Annotated in this window: 14 protein-coding genes and 1 rRNA gene; 12 read left to right on the top strand and 3 right to left on the bottom strand. The window is 41.6% G+C overall.

The genetic code is table 11. The annotated features are described in order from the left end of the window. Window positions 1-7 precede the first annotated feature (7 nt). The 3 genes from M8E35_RS22000 to M8E35_RS21990 all read left to right on the top strand — a co-directional run bounded on the left by M8E35_RS22000 (window position 8) and on the right by M8E35_RS21990 (window position 3,634). Window positions 8-2,749, top strand: a complete 2,742-nt coding sequence (locus tag M8E35_RS22000; RefSeq protein ID WP_252472531.1) for a heavy metal translocating P-type ATPase — start codon at window positions 8-10, stop codon at window positions 2,747-2,749. A gap of 242 nt (window positions 2,750-2,991) precedes the next feature. Further along, complete coding sequence (locus M8E35_RS21995) at window positions 2,992-3,192, top strand: CopZ family metallochaperone (RefSeq protein WP_252472529.1); 201 nt, start codon at window positions 2,992-2,994, stop codon at window positions 3,190-3,192. Window positions 3,193-3,436: 244 nt separating this feature from the next. Continuing rightward, window positions 3,437-3,634, top strand: a complete 198-nt coding sequence (locus tag M8E35_RS21990) for a hypothetical protein (RefSeq protein WP_073032712.1) — start codon at window positions 3,437-3,439, stop codon at window positions 3,632-3,634. A 95-nt stretch (window positions 3,635-3,729) separates the two neighbouring features. Here the strand turns inward: M8E35_RS21990 and M8E35_RS21985 are convergent, their stop codons facing one another. Then, entirely contained in the window at window positions 3,730-3,936 is a 207-nt protein-coding gene (locus M8E35_RS21985) for an alpha/beta-type small acid-soluble spore protein (RefSeq protein WP_073032711.1), read from the bottom strand. A 214-nt stretch (window positions 3,937-4,150) separates the two neighbouring features. Between M8E35_RS21985 and trhA the strand changes: the two genes are divergently transcribed. After that, entirely contained in the window at window positions 4,151-4,801 is a 651-nt protein-coding gene (trhA, locus tag M8E35_RS21980; RefSeq protein WP_252472528.1) for a PAQR family membrane homeostasis protein TrhA, read from the top strand. An 85-nt stretch (window positions 4,802-4,886) separates the two neighbouring features. On the opposite strand, the gene M8E35_RS21975 is transcribed toward trhA, so the two are convergent. Then, the gene (locus M8E35_RS21975) at window positions 4,887-5,342 is read right to left on the bottom strand and encodes a YbjN domain-containing protein (RefSeq protein ID WP_252472526.1); all 456 of its coding nucleotides are present in this window, start codon (window positions 5,340-5,342) and stop codon (window positions 4,887-4,889) included. Window positions 5,343-5,505: 163 nt separating this feature from the next. Between M8E35_RS21975 and M8E35_RS21970 the strand changes: the two genes are divergently transcribed. From M8E35_RS21970 to M8E35_RS21945, 6 genes are all read left to right on the top strand, one after another. After that, complete coding sequence (locus M8E35_RS21970; protein ID WP_252472524.1) at window positions 5,506-6,663, top strand: cache domain-containing protein; 1,158 nt, start codon at window positions 5,506-5,508, stop codon at window positions 6,661-6,663. Between the two features lie 311 nt (window positions 6,664-6,974). Next, window positions 6,975-10,010 carry a formate dehydrogenase-N subunit alpha gene (gene fdnG, locus M8E35_RS21965; RefSeq protein ID WP_252472522.1) on the top strand — a complete coding sequence of 1,012 codons (3,036 nt, stop codon included), beginning with the start codon at window positions 6,975-6,977 and terminating at the stop codon, window positions 10,008-10,010. Next, window positions 10,010-10,807, top strand: a complete 798-nt coding sequence (locus tag M8E35_RS21960) for a 4Fe-4S dicluster domain-containing protein (RefSeq protein WP_252472520.1) — start codon at window positions 10,010-10,012, stop codon at window positions 10,805-10,807. The genes fdnG and M8E35_RS21960 overlap by 1 nt, the downstream gene beginning before the upstream one ends. Next, a complete protein-coding gene (locus tag M8E35_RS21955; protein WP_252472518.1) occupies window positions 10,807-11,523 on the top strand; it encodes a formate dehydrogenase subunit gamma in 717 nt (238 codons plus the stop codon). Before M8E35_RS21960 ends, M8E35_RS21955 begins: the two co-directional genes overlap by 1 nt. 42 nt (window positions 11,524-11,565) lie before the next feature. Next, the gene (locus M8E35_RS21950) at window positions 11,566-12,291 is read left to right on the top strand and encodes a formate dehydrogenase accessory protein FdhE domain-containing protein (RefSeq protein WP_252472516.1); all 726 of its coding nucleotides are present in this window, start codon (window positions 11,566-11,568) and stop codon (window positions 12,289-12,291) included. A gap of 330 nt (window positions 12,292-12,621) precedes the next feature. Next, window positions 12,622-14,208 carry a peptide chain release factor 3 gene (locus M8E35_RS21945; protein WP_252472515.1) on the top strand — a complete coding sequence of 529 codons (1,587 nt, stop codon included), beginning with the start codon at window positions 12,622-12,624 and terminating at the stop codon, window positions 14,206-14,208. Here M8E35_RS21945 and M8E35_RS21940 read toward each other — a convergent pair. Then, entirely contained in the window at window positions 14,205-15,392 is a 1,188-nt protein-coding gene (locus M8E35_RS21940; protein WP_252472513.1) for an N-acetylmuramoyl-L-alanine amidase, read from the bottom strand. The genes M8E35_RS21945 and M8E35_RS21940 overlap by 4 nt on opposite strands. 133 nt (window positions 15,393-15,525) lie before the next feature. Here M8E35_RS21940 and M8E35_RS21935 point away from each other — a divergent pair, with 133 nt between their 5' ends. Then, window positions 15,526-15,837 (top strand): hypothetical protein, encoded by a 312-nt coding sequence (locus M8E35_RS21935; protein ID WP_309446497.1) that lies wholly within the window; start codon window positions 15,526-15,528, stop codon window positions 15,835-15,837. Window positions 15,838-16,226: 389 nt separating this feature from the next. After that, window positions 16,227-16,295 (top strand): 16S ribosomal RNA (locus tag M8E35_RS21930); the annotation flags it as partial.

Here is a 16,295-nt window from a genome sequence, read left to right as displayed (position 1 = left end):
GATAAAAATGATGGAACAAGCAAAACGTGAGAATAAAGAGATCCCTGTATATGGAATGAGCTGCCAGCATTGTGTTAACCATGTCACTAAGATTCTAGAAAAGTTCCCCAGTGTAGAACAGGTTCAGGTATCGCTAGAAGATTCAAAGGCTACTTTTACTTGGGACCCTGCTCAGGTCAATTTGTCGGATGTTCGGCAAGAAATTGAAGAGGCTGGTTATTCATTAGAAAACATGGCCGTTGGTCTAGATGATCAAGTGAGTTCGGAGCAAGTAGAAGAAAAAGACTTAGGAAGAGCAGAAGATATTGAAGAGCTTAATGAAACAGTGGGGATGTCCTCCAAGGGGGAGCAAAAACAACTTTTCAAGATCAGTGGCATGACCTGTGCAAATTGTGCTTTGACGATTGAAAAAGGTCTTAAATCTATGCCAGGGGTCAAATCAGTTGCAGTTAATTTTGCTACTGAAAAGCTTACAGTGGAAATGGATCCTGACGTAGTTAAGGAAAACGATCTCTTGACGAAGATCAAAGATCTTGGGTATGGCGCGCAGAGTGCAGATGATGGAAAGCAACAATTTAAAGTAGGCGGAATGACCTGTGCAAATTGTGCTTTGGCGATTGAGAAAAAACTCAAAGGAACTCAGGGAGTCCAGAACGTTGCCGTTAATTTGGCGAGTGAAACAGTGACTGTGGAGTTTGATCCCGGTGTTGTGAATATGAAGGGAATTTTCGAGCAGGTTCGTGATGCAGGGTATACTCCGATCGCGAATGAGGACGAGAATCAAGATGATCGTACTGCGATTAGACAACGAAATTGGCTCATCTTCAGTGCGATTCTTTCGTTACCTATAATGCCAATTATGTTTCTTCCCATGTCAAGATCCCTAATGTATACAATGCTTATCCTTGCAACCATCGTTCAGTTTACGGCTGGTTGGACCTTTTATCGCGGTGCTTACCATGCTTTGAAAAACCGATCAGCTAATATGGACGTCTTGGTAGCGATTGGGATTACAGCCGCTTATGGATATAGTCTAATGACAACGCTTCATATGTTTATCCCGTCAATTTTTTTCGAAGGGCCTAACTTTTTTGATACGTCGGCATTGTTGATTACATTTGTACGCTTTGGAAAATATCTTGAGGCCAAAGCAAAAGGGCGAGCAGGTCAGGCCTTAAAAAAGCTGTTGGAGTTACAGGCTGATAAAGCACATTTATGGGTTGGTGGCGAAATTCAGGAAGTTGCTGCGTCAGATCTGAAAATTGGGGATATTACAATTGTTAAATCCGGAGAAAGAATACCGGTGGATGGTGAGATTATCGAAGGATCAGCGAGCATTGATGAGGCAATGCTGACTGGGGAATCCATTCCTGTTGACAAAGGAGTCGGGGACCCAGTAATTGGGGCTACCATAAATCGTTCAGGAAGTATCAAGGTTAAAACGACTAAAACGGGTAAGGATACCGTCCTTTCGGGAATTATTAAAATGGTCGAGGATGCTCAGGGAGTAAAGCCTCCAATTCAGAGACTGGCAGATAAGATTTCTAATTATTTTGTGCCAACAGTAGTTGCCATCTCGGTTATCACCTATTTGATTTGGTACGTTGTACTTGACAGTACGTTTGTTTTTGCCTTTACGGCTGCCATTGCAGTGTTAGTGATCGCTTGTCCCTGTGCTTTGGGTTTAGCGACTCCTACGGCAATTATGGTTGGCAGTGGGGTAGGGCTAAATAGGGGAATCCTCTTTAAATCTGCAGCAGTTCTGGAAGGGATAGCTCATTTGCAAGCCATTGGGTTCGATAAAACGGGGACATTAACTAAGGGAACTCCCGAAGTGACAGATATTATACCCTATGCGGATTATTCGAGACAAAATGTCCTGAAAATTGCTGTAGCAGGGGAGAATCCTTCGATTCATCCCCTGGCTCAGGCGGTCGTTGCAGAGGGAAAGAAGGAATTGCTCGCAATTCAAGCGGTCGAGAATTATCATGAAGAGGCTGGCTATGGCGTTATCTGTACCTATGAAGGGCAAACTTTACTAATCGGAAATATTAAACTGATGCATAAGTACAAGATAGACGTCAATGAGTCAGAGCGTGACTTTCAGCGTTTGGCCGAATCGGGCAGAACGACTAGCTTTATAGCCTTAGGTGGACAAGTAATCGGGCTAATCGCACTTGCTGATGTGGTTAAAGAGAGTACGAAAGAGGCTATTAAAAGGCTACATCAGTTGGGTTTGAAGACGTTCATGATCACTGGAGACAATAAAAAAGTCGCCACTGTTGTCGGTGAGCAGGTCGGAATTGATGAGGTGATTGCCGAAATCTTACCACAAGATAAGATCAGCATTATTAAGAAGTATCAAGACCAAGGCTTTAAGGTGGCGATGGTTGGAGATGGAATTAATGATGCTCCAGCCTTAGCTCAAGCCGATATCGGAATTGCCATCGGATCAGGAACTGATGTGGCCAAGGAAACCGGGGATGTGGTGTTGGTTCGCAATGACCTGCTTGATGTAGAACGTGCGATTCGATTAGGGCGAAAAACACTTCTTAAAATCAAGCAAAATCTATTCTGGGCTTTGATTTATAATGTCATTGGTATCCCGATTGCCGCTGGTGTCCTATATCCTTTAACTGGACAACTATTACCGCCCGAGTGGGCAGGGCTGGCCATGGCTTTCTCGTCAGTGTCCGTAGTAACTAGTTCTCTCCTGTTGAAAAGATATGATAAAAAGTTGGTTGCTTAGAATTTAGAATAGAATTATAGTAGGAAGTTTGGCATTTAAGGTAATTTATCCTCTAAAGTACATTACATGGCACTTAAGAGGATAAAGATATAACTCAATTTTGAATAATACTTTGAGATAAACGGTCATTAAAAATTGAGTTGAACCTTTTCAGGGTAATCTATGCTTATATCTTTGCGGAAGTTAACTGTCATTTGGCTTCTGGCCTGTGATCTATGACTTCTGAACTAGGAGGTGAAAAAATGAGCCAAACCGTCCTGAAAATTGAGGGTATGACCTGTAACCATTGTAAAATGAGAGCTGAAAAAGCACTGGAAGGGGTAAGCGGCGTTGAAAGTGTCAAAGTCGATCTCTCGAGCAAAGAAGCTGTCATAACTGGAAATGCAGAACGTGCGAATCTTGTTAAGGCTGTAGTAGATGCTGGATATTCCGTTGAAGACTGAGCCTCAAATTACAAGTAAAATTTAGCTTAAGACACTGGTTGCTGTATCTTTTATTATTTTAATAGAAGATACAGATTTTTTTAATTCTAATTACCCATATGAGCTCACTTGTCATTCTGGATTACATCATCCACTAACTATCAAGTGATCCCAAAGAATAGATAAAATCCTTCGAGAAGCCTTTCAAGAAGCGAACTCGGATTAATAAATTATCTTTGGATAAACTATTTATGAGGTGATGACAATGCCAAGAAATGATGGCAATAAGACAAAAAATGAGGATTTAAAAAAGATTGAATTAACGCTTCGGAACATTCATAAAAATGAAGAGTTTTTACTGGAAAATGCTGAAGAGTTAAGTGCCCACCAAATTAAAGATGTGAAAGCCCATTTAGCTTCGAAGAAAAAACACCTTGAAGAAACAGACGGAACCATTAAATAGGAGCTCAAAGCTCCTTTTAATTTTTGTTGTTTTTAAACAAAATAGTAAGAAGGATATCTTTCGATATCCTTCTTAGCAGTAACTAACATTGGAAGTTAGATTTTGGTTCCACCTTTAAGGTGTTCTTCTGCAAACTGAATCATGCGTTTGGTCATTTGACCACCAACCGAACCGTTTTCACGGCTTGTGCGGTCGCCACCTAATTGAAGGCCCATTTCATTTGCTACTTCATACTTAAACTGATCCAATTGTTGTGAAGCACCTTTAGTTGCGGGTGTATTAGTGTTTCTTTCTCCTGCCATGATAGGTACCCTCCTTTAAATTTATGTTTGTGTACTGGAACATTCTTATTATGTGTTTATGCCGTTTTCTTACTCAGGTAATTATTTCTACAATATAGAGACCTTTCCTTTTCAGAATTGTTTGGCCCAAGTTTGATTCTAGTTGATTTTTTAGATTATAAGGTTTAGAATTAGACTGTATTTAGTAGTACTTGGATAGTTGGGAGGATACAAAATGGTTTTGAAGATGAAGGAACCGGTAAACACTTGGACTCATTTTGTTTTGTTTGTGGCTGCAATTGTAGGACTAGTATTCCTAATTATCCTAAGTAAGAATAATATCTCTAAGCTTATAACAATGACGGTTTATGGAGTTAGTATGATTTTGCTTTACGGTGCCAGTTCGCTTTATCATTGGGTTCGAACAACTCCTCAAAAAGAACTTCTTTTAAAAAAGGTAGATCATATAGCGATATATTTATTAATTGCAGGCTCCTATACACCGGTTTTTTACTATGGACTGGAAGGGGCATGGCGTTGGGCAATGCTAAGTGTTGTTTGGGGCTTGGCCTTCATAGGAATGCTATTAAAAATTTGGTTTATCCATGCACCTCGATATGTATCTTCTGCTTTCTATTTATCTTTAGGTTGGATTGCGTTGGTTCCATTCTTGCAACTTATCAAGAATTTACCAATGGGTGCAATTATTCTCATGGCATTAGGAGGACTTACCTATACCGTTGGTGCCATTATATATGCAACTAAGATCTGTGATTTCTTTCCGAAGCGCTTTGGATTTCATGAAATATTTCATTTGTTTATTGGTGCTGGCAGCATCGTGCATTATATAATGATTCTTATATACATTATTCCCATGGCAGAATAGTCTGCGTTTTCTATAATCAAAGTTACATCAATTAGTTGAATTAATAAATGCAAATAAAAGGAGCGGTATTTTTGTACCACTCCTTTTATGTTTCATCAGAGCAAAAGGCGGCTGCCTCCTCTGCGCTGTAATCACCATAGACGAGCTTCATTAGCCCAGGGTAATATGTGTCAAATCCAAGGACTCCGTTCCAAACAATGTTTAGTACTTGGTCTTGCGAAGGGCGAGCGTCAGCCAGATCAAGGAATGTACGGTACCTTATCTCCCCGTTATCCATATCCATTTCAAAGTTACCATTGACCAGTTCGTAGTTAACGCGACTCATGTAATCACAAACTTCGAGGCGTTTAGAGGGGGGGATTTTTTGATCAATATGAGTATTGCAGAGTAATGATTCTTGTTCTTCATCAACAAAAAGGAATGCGTGAAAATCAGTATTTATGCCGCTAATCTCAAGTTTGATGATTCCATTCTTGTTGTCAAAATCAAATTCCCAACCGTTTTGACTTAGAATTTCATAGAGAACCCGAAATAAGGACATAATTACCCTCCTAATTCCTCACTTGTTTTTTAACAAATTCAACATTAAGAAGGAAAATTCCTTCCATTTTTGGAATATAAATAAATAGTATAATAGAAGAAAGGTTTTTAATAGTTTGACAACGAATTACTAAAGAAGATTTATCTCCGAGGGAGGAGTGCTATTGCGTTCACTTAAACATCAGATTCTTTTGCTAATGCTTGGTTCCTTAGTTGTCTTAGCGACAAGTCTAGTCTTCGTTTTAGGGTGGCATTTAAAGCATGGTGCAGTTGATGCAGCAATTGTTAAAGCCAAAACGGATCTGGCAACGTGCATGGATATTATTGAATATAGTACGCCAGGCCCTTGGCATGTAAAAGATGGTATGCTTTTTAAAGGAGAAATTCAAATCTCTTACAGCACTGAACTTGTCGATCATTTAGCAGAGCTGACGGGTGATACCGTGACACTGTTTCTAGGTGATACCAGAGTTGCTACAACAGTAAGAAGCGTAAATGGTGAAAGAGCGGTCGGAACAAAGGTGTCGGATATAGTTGCCCAAACTGTCTTGAAAGATGGACAGATTTACCTAGGTGAAGCGAATGTCGTCGGACAGCTTTATCAAACAGCCTATGAGCCTATCCGTGACAGTAATGGGGATATTGTTGGGATTTTTTATGTTGGGATTTCTAGAAGTTACACCCAAGCATTTATTGTTAATTCATTAATCCGGGTTGCATCGTTTGGCTTAGGCTTGACGGTGATCGTTGTTTTATTAACTTGGTTTTTTATTCAAAGAGTTGTTATCCGTCCAATACATGAAATCACGCTCGGAACTCGTGATGTGGCGACTGGACACTTGACTGAAAAAGTCGCTGTTTCTGGTCCTAAAGAGATTGGCGAACTGGCGGTTGCGTTCAATCAGATGGTTGAACGACTAGGCGATATAGCCGATGAAATGAGTAAAGTCTCCATGAAAAAAGACTCACAAGTAGAAAAGATTACTTTGGTTACTAATCATACGGAAGAACCAGAAATTATCTTAGATGAGACTCACAAGCAAAATTTCTATATTGATCAACAGGGCTTGCCGAAGGGATTAAATCAACTCACTCTTAAGCAAATTGTTTCTTTTTTGAGCGAAACAAAGGACCCGGTTTCTGCTGAAAATGTTGCTGAAGGAGTAAATCTAACTAGGGTAACGGTTCGAAGATATCTTGATTTTCTTGAACAATATGGAGCTTTGACAACTGATTTAAAATACGGAACAGTAGGCAGACCTGTAAAACTGTATCATCCGGAGCTTAATCTAAGCCTAAAAGATATTGAAAAAATTCATTGATGTCAATTGCTTTCCCCCTAAATAATTAGGGGGAATTTTTATTGCTTGGTTAACGGTATAAGTGTGTTGTATTCTTTCTAAAAGCATAGGTTTAACTGAGGGAAAGCTTGCGGTTACCTGTTCGCAATCCGAGACGCCAGATAGACTATTCTTTATTTACAGAATTATTTCTTTATTTACATAATGATGACTATAAGCACAAAGGAAGATAAGCTAAGAAGGTATTGAAATATCAGAACATTCTTCATTATCTTAATTATTTAATTATGGTCATAAGCAGACAATATGAACATTTTAAGGGAGGAAAAGAGATGGATGTTTCTCGTCGTGGTTTCTTTAAACTTTCAGGGCTTACCATCGCCGCTTTAGCTGCGGGCTTGGGATTTGATCCTGCCGTTGCGGAGGCAAAAGGGTACGCGTTGAAACTGGAAGGAACCAAAAAGATTCCGAGCATCTGCCACTTCTGTTCCGGTGGGTGTGGAATGCTACTGTATGTGAAAGAGGGCAAGCTAATTCACTTAGAGGGTGATCCAGATCATCCAACCAATGAGGGGACTCTTTGCCCAAAGGCAGCAAGTTTACTAAGTGTTGCTAATTCACCGGATCGGGTGACAAAACCAAGGCGTCGCGCTCCTGGGGCTGATAAGTGGGAAGATATTTCTTGGGAAGAGGCACTGGACATCGTAGCGAAGAAGACAAAAGAAGTCAGGGATGCCAGTTGGAAAGCCGCCGATCAGATTGTCAATGCGAAAACCGGACTGCCAGAAAGCCTTACAGTGAACCGTGTAGAAGGAATCGCCTTCCTTGGTTCTGCTGAAGTGGACAATGAAGAGTCGTATCTTATTAAGAAATTTTGCCAGTTAATTGGAACTCCTTACAATGAACACCAGGCCCGGATATGACACGCTCCCACGGTGGCAAGTTTGTCACCTTCATTTGGTCGCGGTGCGATGACAAATTCCTGGTCTGATTTAAAAAATGCCGAGGTTTTTTTAATTGCCGGAAGTAACTGTGCAGAAAACCATCCGATTGCTATGAAGTGGATTAATCGGGCAAAAGAGAACGGCGCAAAAATAATTGTTGTCGATCCACGATTTACGCGTACAGCCTCTAAGGCAGACATCTTTGCACAAATCCGTCCGGGAACGGATATAGCTTATCTAGGCGCTATTATTAATTATATTATTGAACAAAAATTGTACGATCAGAAATATGTTTTAAATTATACTAACGCTCTTCTTAAGGTCAGTACAGATTACAAATTAGAAGCTGGCCTCTTCTCAGGTTATGATGCCAAAACGAGGAAATATGGCACAGCAAGCTGGGGTTACCAACTTGGGCCAGATAAAAAGCCTCTGAAAGCTGAAAGTATTGAGGACCCTGATAGCGTGTTTTCGAAGCTCAAAGCTCACTATTCTAGATATACGTTTGATACAGCTGAAAAAATCTCAGGCATCCCTGCAGAAAAAATTAAGGAAATCGCGGACGTCTTCTGTAAGGGGAAACCGGCAAGTATCCTTTATGCACTGGGAATGACTCAACATACCACAGGAGTTCAAGGAATTCGTGCCTATGCAATCATTCAATTATTATTGGGTAACATCGGAAAAGCTGGGGGCGGCATTAATGCTCTGCGTGGAGAACCAAATGTCCAAGGTTCAACAGATATGGCCAACCTTGTCAGTAACTTGCCGGGCTATTTACCACACCCAATCAATACGGATAAGACTTTACGTGATTATCTCGTGCGCAATGGGTCGTTTTTTGAAAAACATATCGTTGCTCAACTTAAAGCATGGTTTGGTGAAAACGCCACTAAAGATAATGACTACGGATTCAGCTACTTACCGAAGACCAATCCCGCTGTGAATGCGACGATGGTAAAACTCTTTGAAATGATGAATAAAGAGCAGTTTAAGATTCTCTTTAACGTCGGATCTAACTCTCTGGTTTCTATTCCGGATCGGCAACTGGTACGATCAGCTTTAACCAAACTTGATATGTTAGTCGTATCAGACCTTTTCGAGATTGAAACTGCCCAGTTTTGGCGTGAGCCAGGGGTGAATCCCGCAGATATTAAGACAGAAGTCATCATGTTCCCTGCAGCCTTCGTCTATGAAAAGGCAGGCAGTATGTCAAATTCCTCGCGCTGGATTCAGTGGAAAGACGCTGCGCTTGAGCCACTCGGGGAATCGTTACCGGACCTCGATATGCTGGATCACCTCTTTAAGAAAATTCGCAAATTATATGCGGGGAGCACAGATGTTAAGGATGCCCCGATCTTAAAGGCCCGTTGGGACTATGGTGAGCATACAAGCGCTTTGAAAGTACTTCAGGAGCTAAGTGGGTATGACGAAACCACTGGTAAGCTACTTCCGACTATAGGGGATTATCTTAAAGCACCGATTGGTACAGCTTCTACAGGATGTTGGATATATGCAGGTGTTACGGGGAACGGGAACTTGGCGGCACGTCGCAACAATGCCGACCCCTCAGGACTGGGATTGTTTAAAGACTGGAGCTTTGCTTGGCCTGGAAATGTTCGTATTCTATATAACCGTGCTTCCTGCGATGAATTAGGTCAACCGGTTGACGCTAAACGCAAACTAATTTGGTGGGATGCGGCAGCAAGGGTTTGGGCTGGAAATGATGGCGGGGACCTTGTCGATAAGACCAAGGGACCGGATACGCCTGAAGGAAAGCTAAGTTTTCGTATGAATCCTGAGGGAGTAGGTCGCCTATTTGCCGCTACTTACATGAGTGGATTGCCTGCGGAGGCTCCCGCTGATGGACTTCCAGCCATCGGAATTCGTCCGGCAGGGATATGTGTTGATGGACCGCTTCCAGAATTCTACGAACCGACGGAAAGCCCAACGACAAATATCTTGCATCCCGAGGTTTCAATCAGTCCATGTGCCTTGGTTGTATCAACTAAGATCGGCAAGTCAGATCAGTTCCCACATGTTCTTACTACTTATGGCGTGGTCGAGCATTTCTGTGCCGGGGGAATTACGCGTAATATTCCGTGGCTGAATGAAATTATGCCGGAGCCCTTTGCAGAGATCAGTAAAAACCTAGCGGCAAAGATTAAGGTTGTTGAAGGGGATATGGTCGAGGTTTCTTCTGCTCGCGGCAAAATCACAGTAAGAGCTTTAGTAACGGATCGACTGCAGTCCTACAAAGTCAACGGAAAAGACACTGAAACCATCGGTATGCCCTGGAGCTGGGGCTTTGCAAGCTTAAGCCCCGGACCGAGTACTAATGAAATAACCATTGCTGCCTTGGATCCTGGAGCCGGTACTCCAGAGTATAAAGTTTGCCTAGTCGATATAAGGAGGGCAAATTGATGGCGAGGAAAACGGTTTTAATTGACACTTCATTGTGTACGGGATGTAAAGCTTGCTCAGTGGCCTGCAAGGAGTGGAATGAGCTTTCAGCGGAGAAAACTCAATTGCTGACGAGCTATCAGACTCAGAATGCTTTTACCACGAAGACTTGGACGTATATGACCTTCGTCGAGAAATATGAAGATCAAAAAATGAATTGGTTTATGCGCAAGGCGCAATGTTTTCACTGTGCTGATCCTGCTTGCATGAAGGCTTGTTCTTCGAATGCAATTACTAAGACTGAGTCTGGGTACGTTGTGATCGATCAAGAGAAGTGCATTGGTTGTGGGTATTGTGTTGAAAACTGTCCATTCGGGGTTCCAAAGGTTGATCAAGTCAAGAAGAAATCATACAAATGTACTGGATGTATTGATCGGGTAGAGAATAATCTACTGCCAGCTTGTGTCAATACATGTCAACCGGGTGCGTTAAGTTTTGGTGAACGTGACGCAATGCTGACACAAGCGAAGAAGCGTCTTGCTGAGGTTCAAAAGACTCATCCCAAGGCCCAGCTCTATGGAGAAAAGGAAATGGGTGGAACGACGTATCTCTATTTGTTATTGGATAGCCCAGAAGTATACGATCTCCCAGTTAATCCTACGGTTCCGCTCTCTCTGACTCTCTGGAAAGATGTGATCAGGCCAGTTGGCACTGTGGCCGTGGGTGGTGCGGCTGCGGCTGTTGTTCTTGGGGTCTTTGCAAATCTGTTTAGGGGTAATTACAGTAATTCTGATAATAAAGAAGGAGGGAAAGACTAATGGCACTTAAGATGGAAACAAGAAATCAAATGCCCAAGAGAATTGTTGAAGACAAGGTTTTGCGCTTTAGTGCTGGAGAACGCCTTAGTCATTGGGTTCATGCTATTTCCTTCTTTGTTTTGCTCTTTACTGGGCTAGGAGTTCTCAGCACCTCATTTCAACCGGCAATGGCCATTTTTGGAGGGATCCAGGTTGCTCAGTTGATTCATCGTATTGCTGCAATCTTTTTTGTTGTCGTAGTGGGGTTGATGTTCTTTGTTGGAAATCCGAGATATCACTGGAGATGGCTAAAATTTGTCTTTAGTTTTAAAAAATCAGATTGGCAACACGTCTGTGCCTTTCCTAAAGAATTCTTCGGTGGACATGGCAACTATCCAGAACAAGAGAAATATAACGGGGGAGAGAAAATTAACTCGTTGATCACAATTTTTGGCACTATTTTCATTACTCTTAGCGGCGTTGTGATGTGGTTTGCCTCCTCGTTCCCCCCTGCTCTGGTACGTTGGGCTTATCCAGTTCACGATCTCTCTATGTTTATTATGACTGCTGCTGCCATTGGGCATATCTATTTAGGACTTTTACACCCAGACTCGAGAGCGGCTATGTCTGGCATGATCAACGGTTATGTATCGACTAAGTTTGCACGTGCTCATCACCGTGAATGGTATGAACGATTAAAGAAAGAACAGTCAATGAATGAGCAGAAGAATGTATGAGGAGAGAGATCGCCTCATATACAGCTAGAAGCATAAATTGAAATGATTGGAGTAATTATGATGGACAACGCCTTTCAAACCTATCGCCTCCTTAAGGAGGAAGTTAAACGTTGGCAGGATGAGCGAGGTTCGTTTTGGATCAATAGGTTGAGTCCAGCCAAGGTACCTCCCTACTATCCTATTAAGGAGTTGCCAGAAAAGGCGGTTCTGGAACTTTGTCAAAGGTTGAATAAAGTCAGCAATATATTAGTTTCAGAATCAATGTTACGGGATGCGTGGAACAAATTCATGGCACTTAAACCTGTGAAGAACAATGAGCTGTTAAGCCGTTTACAGATTGCCCTTTGTGGCGTTGCGCAACTGTATCGAAACAAAATAGTCGAAGTGGAAAATAGTTCAAAAGCATCCACTCATAGTATGACGTGCCCCATCTGTGGTGAGTTGGCAGGTGTATCGGTTCTATCTCCCCCAAATGGGAATCGATTCGTACACTGTTCCATATGCGGGCATGAATGGACAGCTAAGCGCGTTGGTTGCATTCGTTGCGGAAGTGAGGAAGCCTCAATGCTGACCTACTTGCAATCAGATGAGTTTCCGGGGGTTGAGATGATCGTCTGTAAAGAATGCTGGCAGTATTCTAAGGAATATGACTTACGTGTGTTAAGTACAAGGGATATCGATTGGGAAACTATTAGAACTCTATCTTTAGATTATGCAGCAGAAAAATGGCTTTCTGAGCATGCCCGGTTATTAGAAAGCGTTCACTAATCTAGGAACTCTACTATCTGTTTATGACTTTCTCTAAAGTGGTTTTTCACCAATTGCTTTGAATATTTCTAGAGCCCACCTAAGTGTTAGAATATGCTTCTAAAACTATGGGTGGGCATTTTTTGTACTTTCTGAAAGTATAAGTGCAACTATGGCTGCCGCCATCTTTACGAAGACAATTTCACAGGATTTCACAGATCAGCAATACAACGATAAGGAAGTAATTGAGGATGTACATAATATCGTGTATAATTAACACTTATACTATTGAAAACTATTTAAAAATTAGAATAGAATGTATGACAAAGTTGAGTTAAGGAGTTAAAAACATTGAACCAAACGGATTTAAAATCAGAAATTTCTTCCCGTAAAACCTTTGCGATTATTTCTCATCCAGATGCAGGGAAAACAACCTTAACTGAAAAGTTGCTCCTTTTTGGAGGGGCGATTCGCGAAGCAGGCTCGGTCAAAGCCAGAAAAGCGGAACGATATGCTACTTCGGACTGGATGGATCTTGAGCGGCAGCGGGGGATTTCCATTACGTCTAGTGCCCTTCAATTTAAGTATCAAGGATACGTCATTAACATTCTCGACACTCCCGGGCACCAAGATTTCAGTGAAGATACCTATCGAACGCTGACAGCAGCCGATAGCGCCGTAATGCTGATTGACGCAGCCAAAGGGGTTGAAACTCAGACCAAGAAGCTCTTTCAAGTCTGTCGAAAACGAGGTATACCAATTTTTACCTTTATTAATAAGTTTGATCGCAATGCTAAGGATCCTTTAGATCTGATGGATGAAGTGGAAAAGGTACTGGGGGTTGAATCCTATGCCATGAATTGGCCAATTGGTATGGGTCAAGATTTTAAGGGGATCTATGACCGTCAGACTGGGCAGGTTGAACGCTTTATAGAAGGAAGCGCAAGATCCAGTGGAAAACCGCCTGTTTCAGGTGCGCTCAGTGATCCATTGGTACAGGAAGGCATCGGGGACATCCTAGTTAACCAGCTGAAGGAAGAAATTGATCTTCTAGACTTGGCCGGAAATACCTTCTCGCAGGAACGAGTGGATCGTGGGGAAGTGACGCCAGTATTTTTTGGAAGCGCACTCAATAACTTTGGTGTGCCAAACTTCTTGCAATATTTCCTAGAACTAGCCCCTGCACCTCAAGCAAGAAGCACAAATATTGGAGATCTGGATCCTGAAACTCCAAGCTTTTCAGGATATATCTTCAAAATTCAAGCAAATATGAATGCCCAGCATAGAGACCGAATTGCCTTCATCCGTATTTGTACAGGCCGCTATGAACGGGGTATGAATGTTATTCACACGCGTTCTCATCGTCGTCTCCGACTGGCACAGCCTCAACAATTGTTCGCCCAGGAACGAACGATTCTCGATGAAGCGTTTGCTGGCGATATTATTGGAGTGCACGACAGCGGACTTTTGAGAATTGGGGATGTGCTTACCGAAAAGGATGGATTACAATTTGAAGCCATGCCATTTTTTAGTCCTGAAAACTTTGCCCGCATCAATATTGCGAATGCCTTAAAGCGCAAACAATTCATTAAAGGAATTCAGGAACTTCAAGAAGAGGGAGCTATCCACGTTTTTCGTGATCTCCATGTAGGTGTTGAGGCTCCTATCATTGGTGTTGTCGGTCAATTGCAGTTTGAGGTTTTAGAGTACAGATTACGTGAGGAATATGGAGTACATGTCAGTATTCAACACCTTCCCTTTGAAATCGTACGGTGGGTTGAAAAGGACGAAAAGACCATTAAGCTTCTTACTGAATCAAGTATGAGTACGGTAGTGATCGATAAAGATGAAAATTATGCGGTATTGTTACTAGATGAATGGAAAGCAAATTGGTTAAGCGATCGTTATGAAATTAAATTTCACATGCAACCGCTTTAAACACCAAGTTCAGTGCTAAATGTCCGATCTAAGAGGATGTGTCCACCAATGGAGTCTCCAAATTCACCATTAACGAGAATACGGACACTGGTAATCCCAGGAATTTGCGTCATTGACCAAATGATTGATTTAATAGCCATGTCTTCTCCTGAAGCCCCACCAGGAAAATCATCTCGGATATCCTTGCTAAAGTCGATAGTGGCTAGGCCATTTTGAGTAGTCACGGAAAGTAATTTAGTGGTTGGAGCTATGGTAGGTGTTAGTTTACTCGACCGAGGGCCTTGAATGAGTTCGCTCATGACAAGGCTTGCTTTTTGCGAAAGGTTAAGTTTTGTCCAGACCGATTGGTTTATTTGACGATCTTCAGGCACAAGACTATCCAGGTTTTCATTTGAAAAGTAGAGTTTATAGGTATTTTCGCTTATAGTGGGAGGTCCTTCTTGTCCGGCAGTTGGTGAATTTTCTTGTACCCCTTGAGGAAATGCTTGGAAGTAATGTTCAACTCCGGCACCTATGGCATCGGCCACTAAGTTGCGGTAATCCTCTGATAGTAATAGTTTTCTTTCTCGGGGGTTTGAAATGAATCCTACTTCTACTATGACAGAGGGCATTTCGGCCTGATTAATTATGTAATAATCCCCTGCTTTGGCTATACGCTTATTATCAGGTTGAACCTGTGTAAGTTTTTCATGGATAATTTCTGCCAGTGCTTTTCCAGCTGCTGATTTTAGGTGGTAATAGGTTTCCATCCCGTAAGAATTACGTTGGGGAAAGCTGTTGGCGTGAACGCTAATAAAGAGATCAGCATTGTTTTCGGTGGCGATTTTAATTCTAGTGTTTAACTCTGCTCGTTTAGCCATGCGCCCTTTGACAAACCCTGGCAGGAAAAAATCCCTATCTACTTCGCGGGTTAGAATAACTTTACATCCTTTGGACTCTAGGACCTTTCCTAGGCGTAAAGAGATATCTAAATTTATCTCTTTTTCCTTGAGCCCTGAATTTTGTGCCCCAGGGTCAGCGCCTCCATGTCCTGGATCAATGACAATAACCTTGTCTTTTAGGCTTGAAGAAAATGCCGATGTTAATTTTAATGAGCCAGCCCCAATAAATAGAATGAGCAGGATTATGATGCCAGCCAAAATCCAGGGCTTACAAATAATTAGTATAATTGGACGAATGGACATTCTGTAGCACACTCCTCTCATAAGAATCATCCCATAATGTATATTGTAAGAATGTGTTTCGTAAACATAATTTGAGAAAAGATTTGTGCGTATACGTCTTCTATTATAGAAGGAGGCTGAGGATGGCTTGAGTATGATTCTAACAACGGTGATATTATTAAATATCCCATTTGGCTATTGGAGAGAAAGTGTTAATAAATTTTCATTTCAGTGGTTTTTATCCATTCATTTACCAGTTCCAGTTATTATGTTTCTTCGTATACGGATGGGACTTGGATGGGAATTAACGACGTATCTTATGTTAGCGGGAGCATATTTCACTGGGCAATGCTTGGGAGCCATGTGGCATCGACGTTGGAAGAAATCAATGCGTTTGAGTAGTTGTCTAGTGCTTGATATACTACGAAGTCGATGGATTATTATAATCTTCCGTAGATATTTGTAACACTCCGGTTTAAAAATACATATTGTAATGATGTGGCTAAGATATATTACTTAAAATAAATCTCCTAAAGCAAGCATAAAATTTTTAAACGGTGAAATACTAGTTGACATCATATTGCTATAATGCTATTATAACTGAGCGCCACAAAGACGCACTGCGATTGACAGTAAGGTGTTAAACCTTTAGCTCTTCAATCAAAAAACATTTAGTAAATTAGTTATTGACAACGCAAGTTGAAAATGCTAAGATACAATTCCGGCCTAAACAGCCAAAGAAAATGATTCTGATCTTTGAAAACTAAACAACAAGGACAGCCAATGAGAGAAATTCGAAAGAGTTTCAAAATAAATCATGAGCGAATCATCTTCTTCATTGAAGTGAAATAACTTTTTTTGGAGAGTTTGATCCTGGCTCAGGACGAACGCTGGCGGCGTGCCTAACACATGCAAGTCGAACGG

The sequence above is a fragment of the Desulfosporosinus nitroreducens genome, assembly GCF_023897015.1.
In the GTDB taxonomy this organism is placed as follows: domain Bacteria; phylum Bacillota; class Desulfitobacteriia; order Desulfitobacteriales; family Desulfitobacteriaceae; genus Desulfosporosinus; species Desulfosporosinus nitroreducens.
Note: the sequence above shows the minus strand (reverse complement) of the source record. Positions and strands in the feature narration are given on the sequence as shown.

What these genes read in the sequence shown, in the direction of transcription:
- M8E35_RS21950 (WP_252472516.1), top strand. Translation starts at nt 11,566, where the DNA reads ATGATTGGAGTAATTATGATGGACAACGCCTTTCAAACCTATCGCCTC.
- M8E35_RS21985 (WP_073032711.1), bottom strand. Translation starts at nt 3,936, where the DNA reads ATGGCAGGAGAAAGAAACACTAATACACCCGCAACTAAAGGTGCTTCA.
- M8E35_RS21995 (WP_252472529.1), top strand. Translation starts at nt 2,992, where the DNA reads ATGAGCCAAACCGTCCTGAAAATTGAGGGTATGACCTGTAACCATTGT.
- M8E35_RS22000 (WP_252472531.1), top strand. Translation starts at nt 8, where the DNA reads ATGATGGAACAAGCAAAACGTGAGAATAAAGAGATCCCTGTATATGGA.
- M8E35_RS21975 (WP_252472526.1), bottom strand. Translation starts at nt 5,342, where the DNA reads ATGTCCTTATTTCGGGTTCTCTATGAAATTCTAAGTCAAAACGGTTGG.
- trhA (WP_252472528.1), top strand. Translation starts at nt 4,151, where the DNA reads ATGGTTTTGAAGATGAAGGAACCGGTAAACACTTGGACTCATTTTGTT.
- M8E35_RS21960 (WP_252472520.1), top strand. Translation starts at nt 10,010, where the DNA reads ATGGCGAGGAAAACGGTTTTAATTGACACTTCATTGTGTACGGGATGT.
- M8E35_RS21935 (WP_309446497.1), top strand. Translation starts at nt 15,526, where the DNA reads ATGATTCTAACAACGGTGATATTATTAAATATCCCATTTGGCTATTGG.
- M8E35_RS21990 (WP_073032712.1), top strand. Translation starts at nt 3,437, where the DNA reads ATGCCAAGAAATGATGGCAATAAGACAAAAAATGAGGATTTAAAAAAG.
- M8E35_RS21955 (WP_252472518.1), top strand. Translation starts at nt 10,807, where the DNA reads ATGGCACTTAAGATGGAAACAAGAAATCAAATGCCCAAGAGAATTGTT.
- M8E35_RS21940 (WP_252472513.1), bottom strand. Translation starts at nt 15,392, where the DNA reads ATGTCCATTCGTCCAATTATACTAATTATTTGTAAGCCCTGGATTTTG.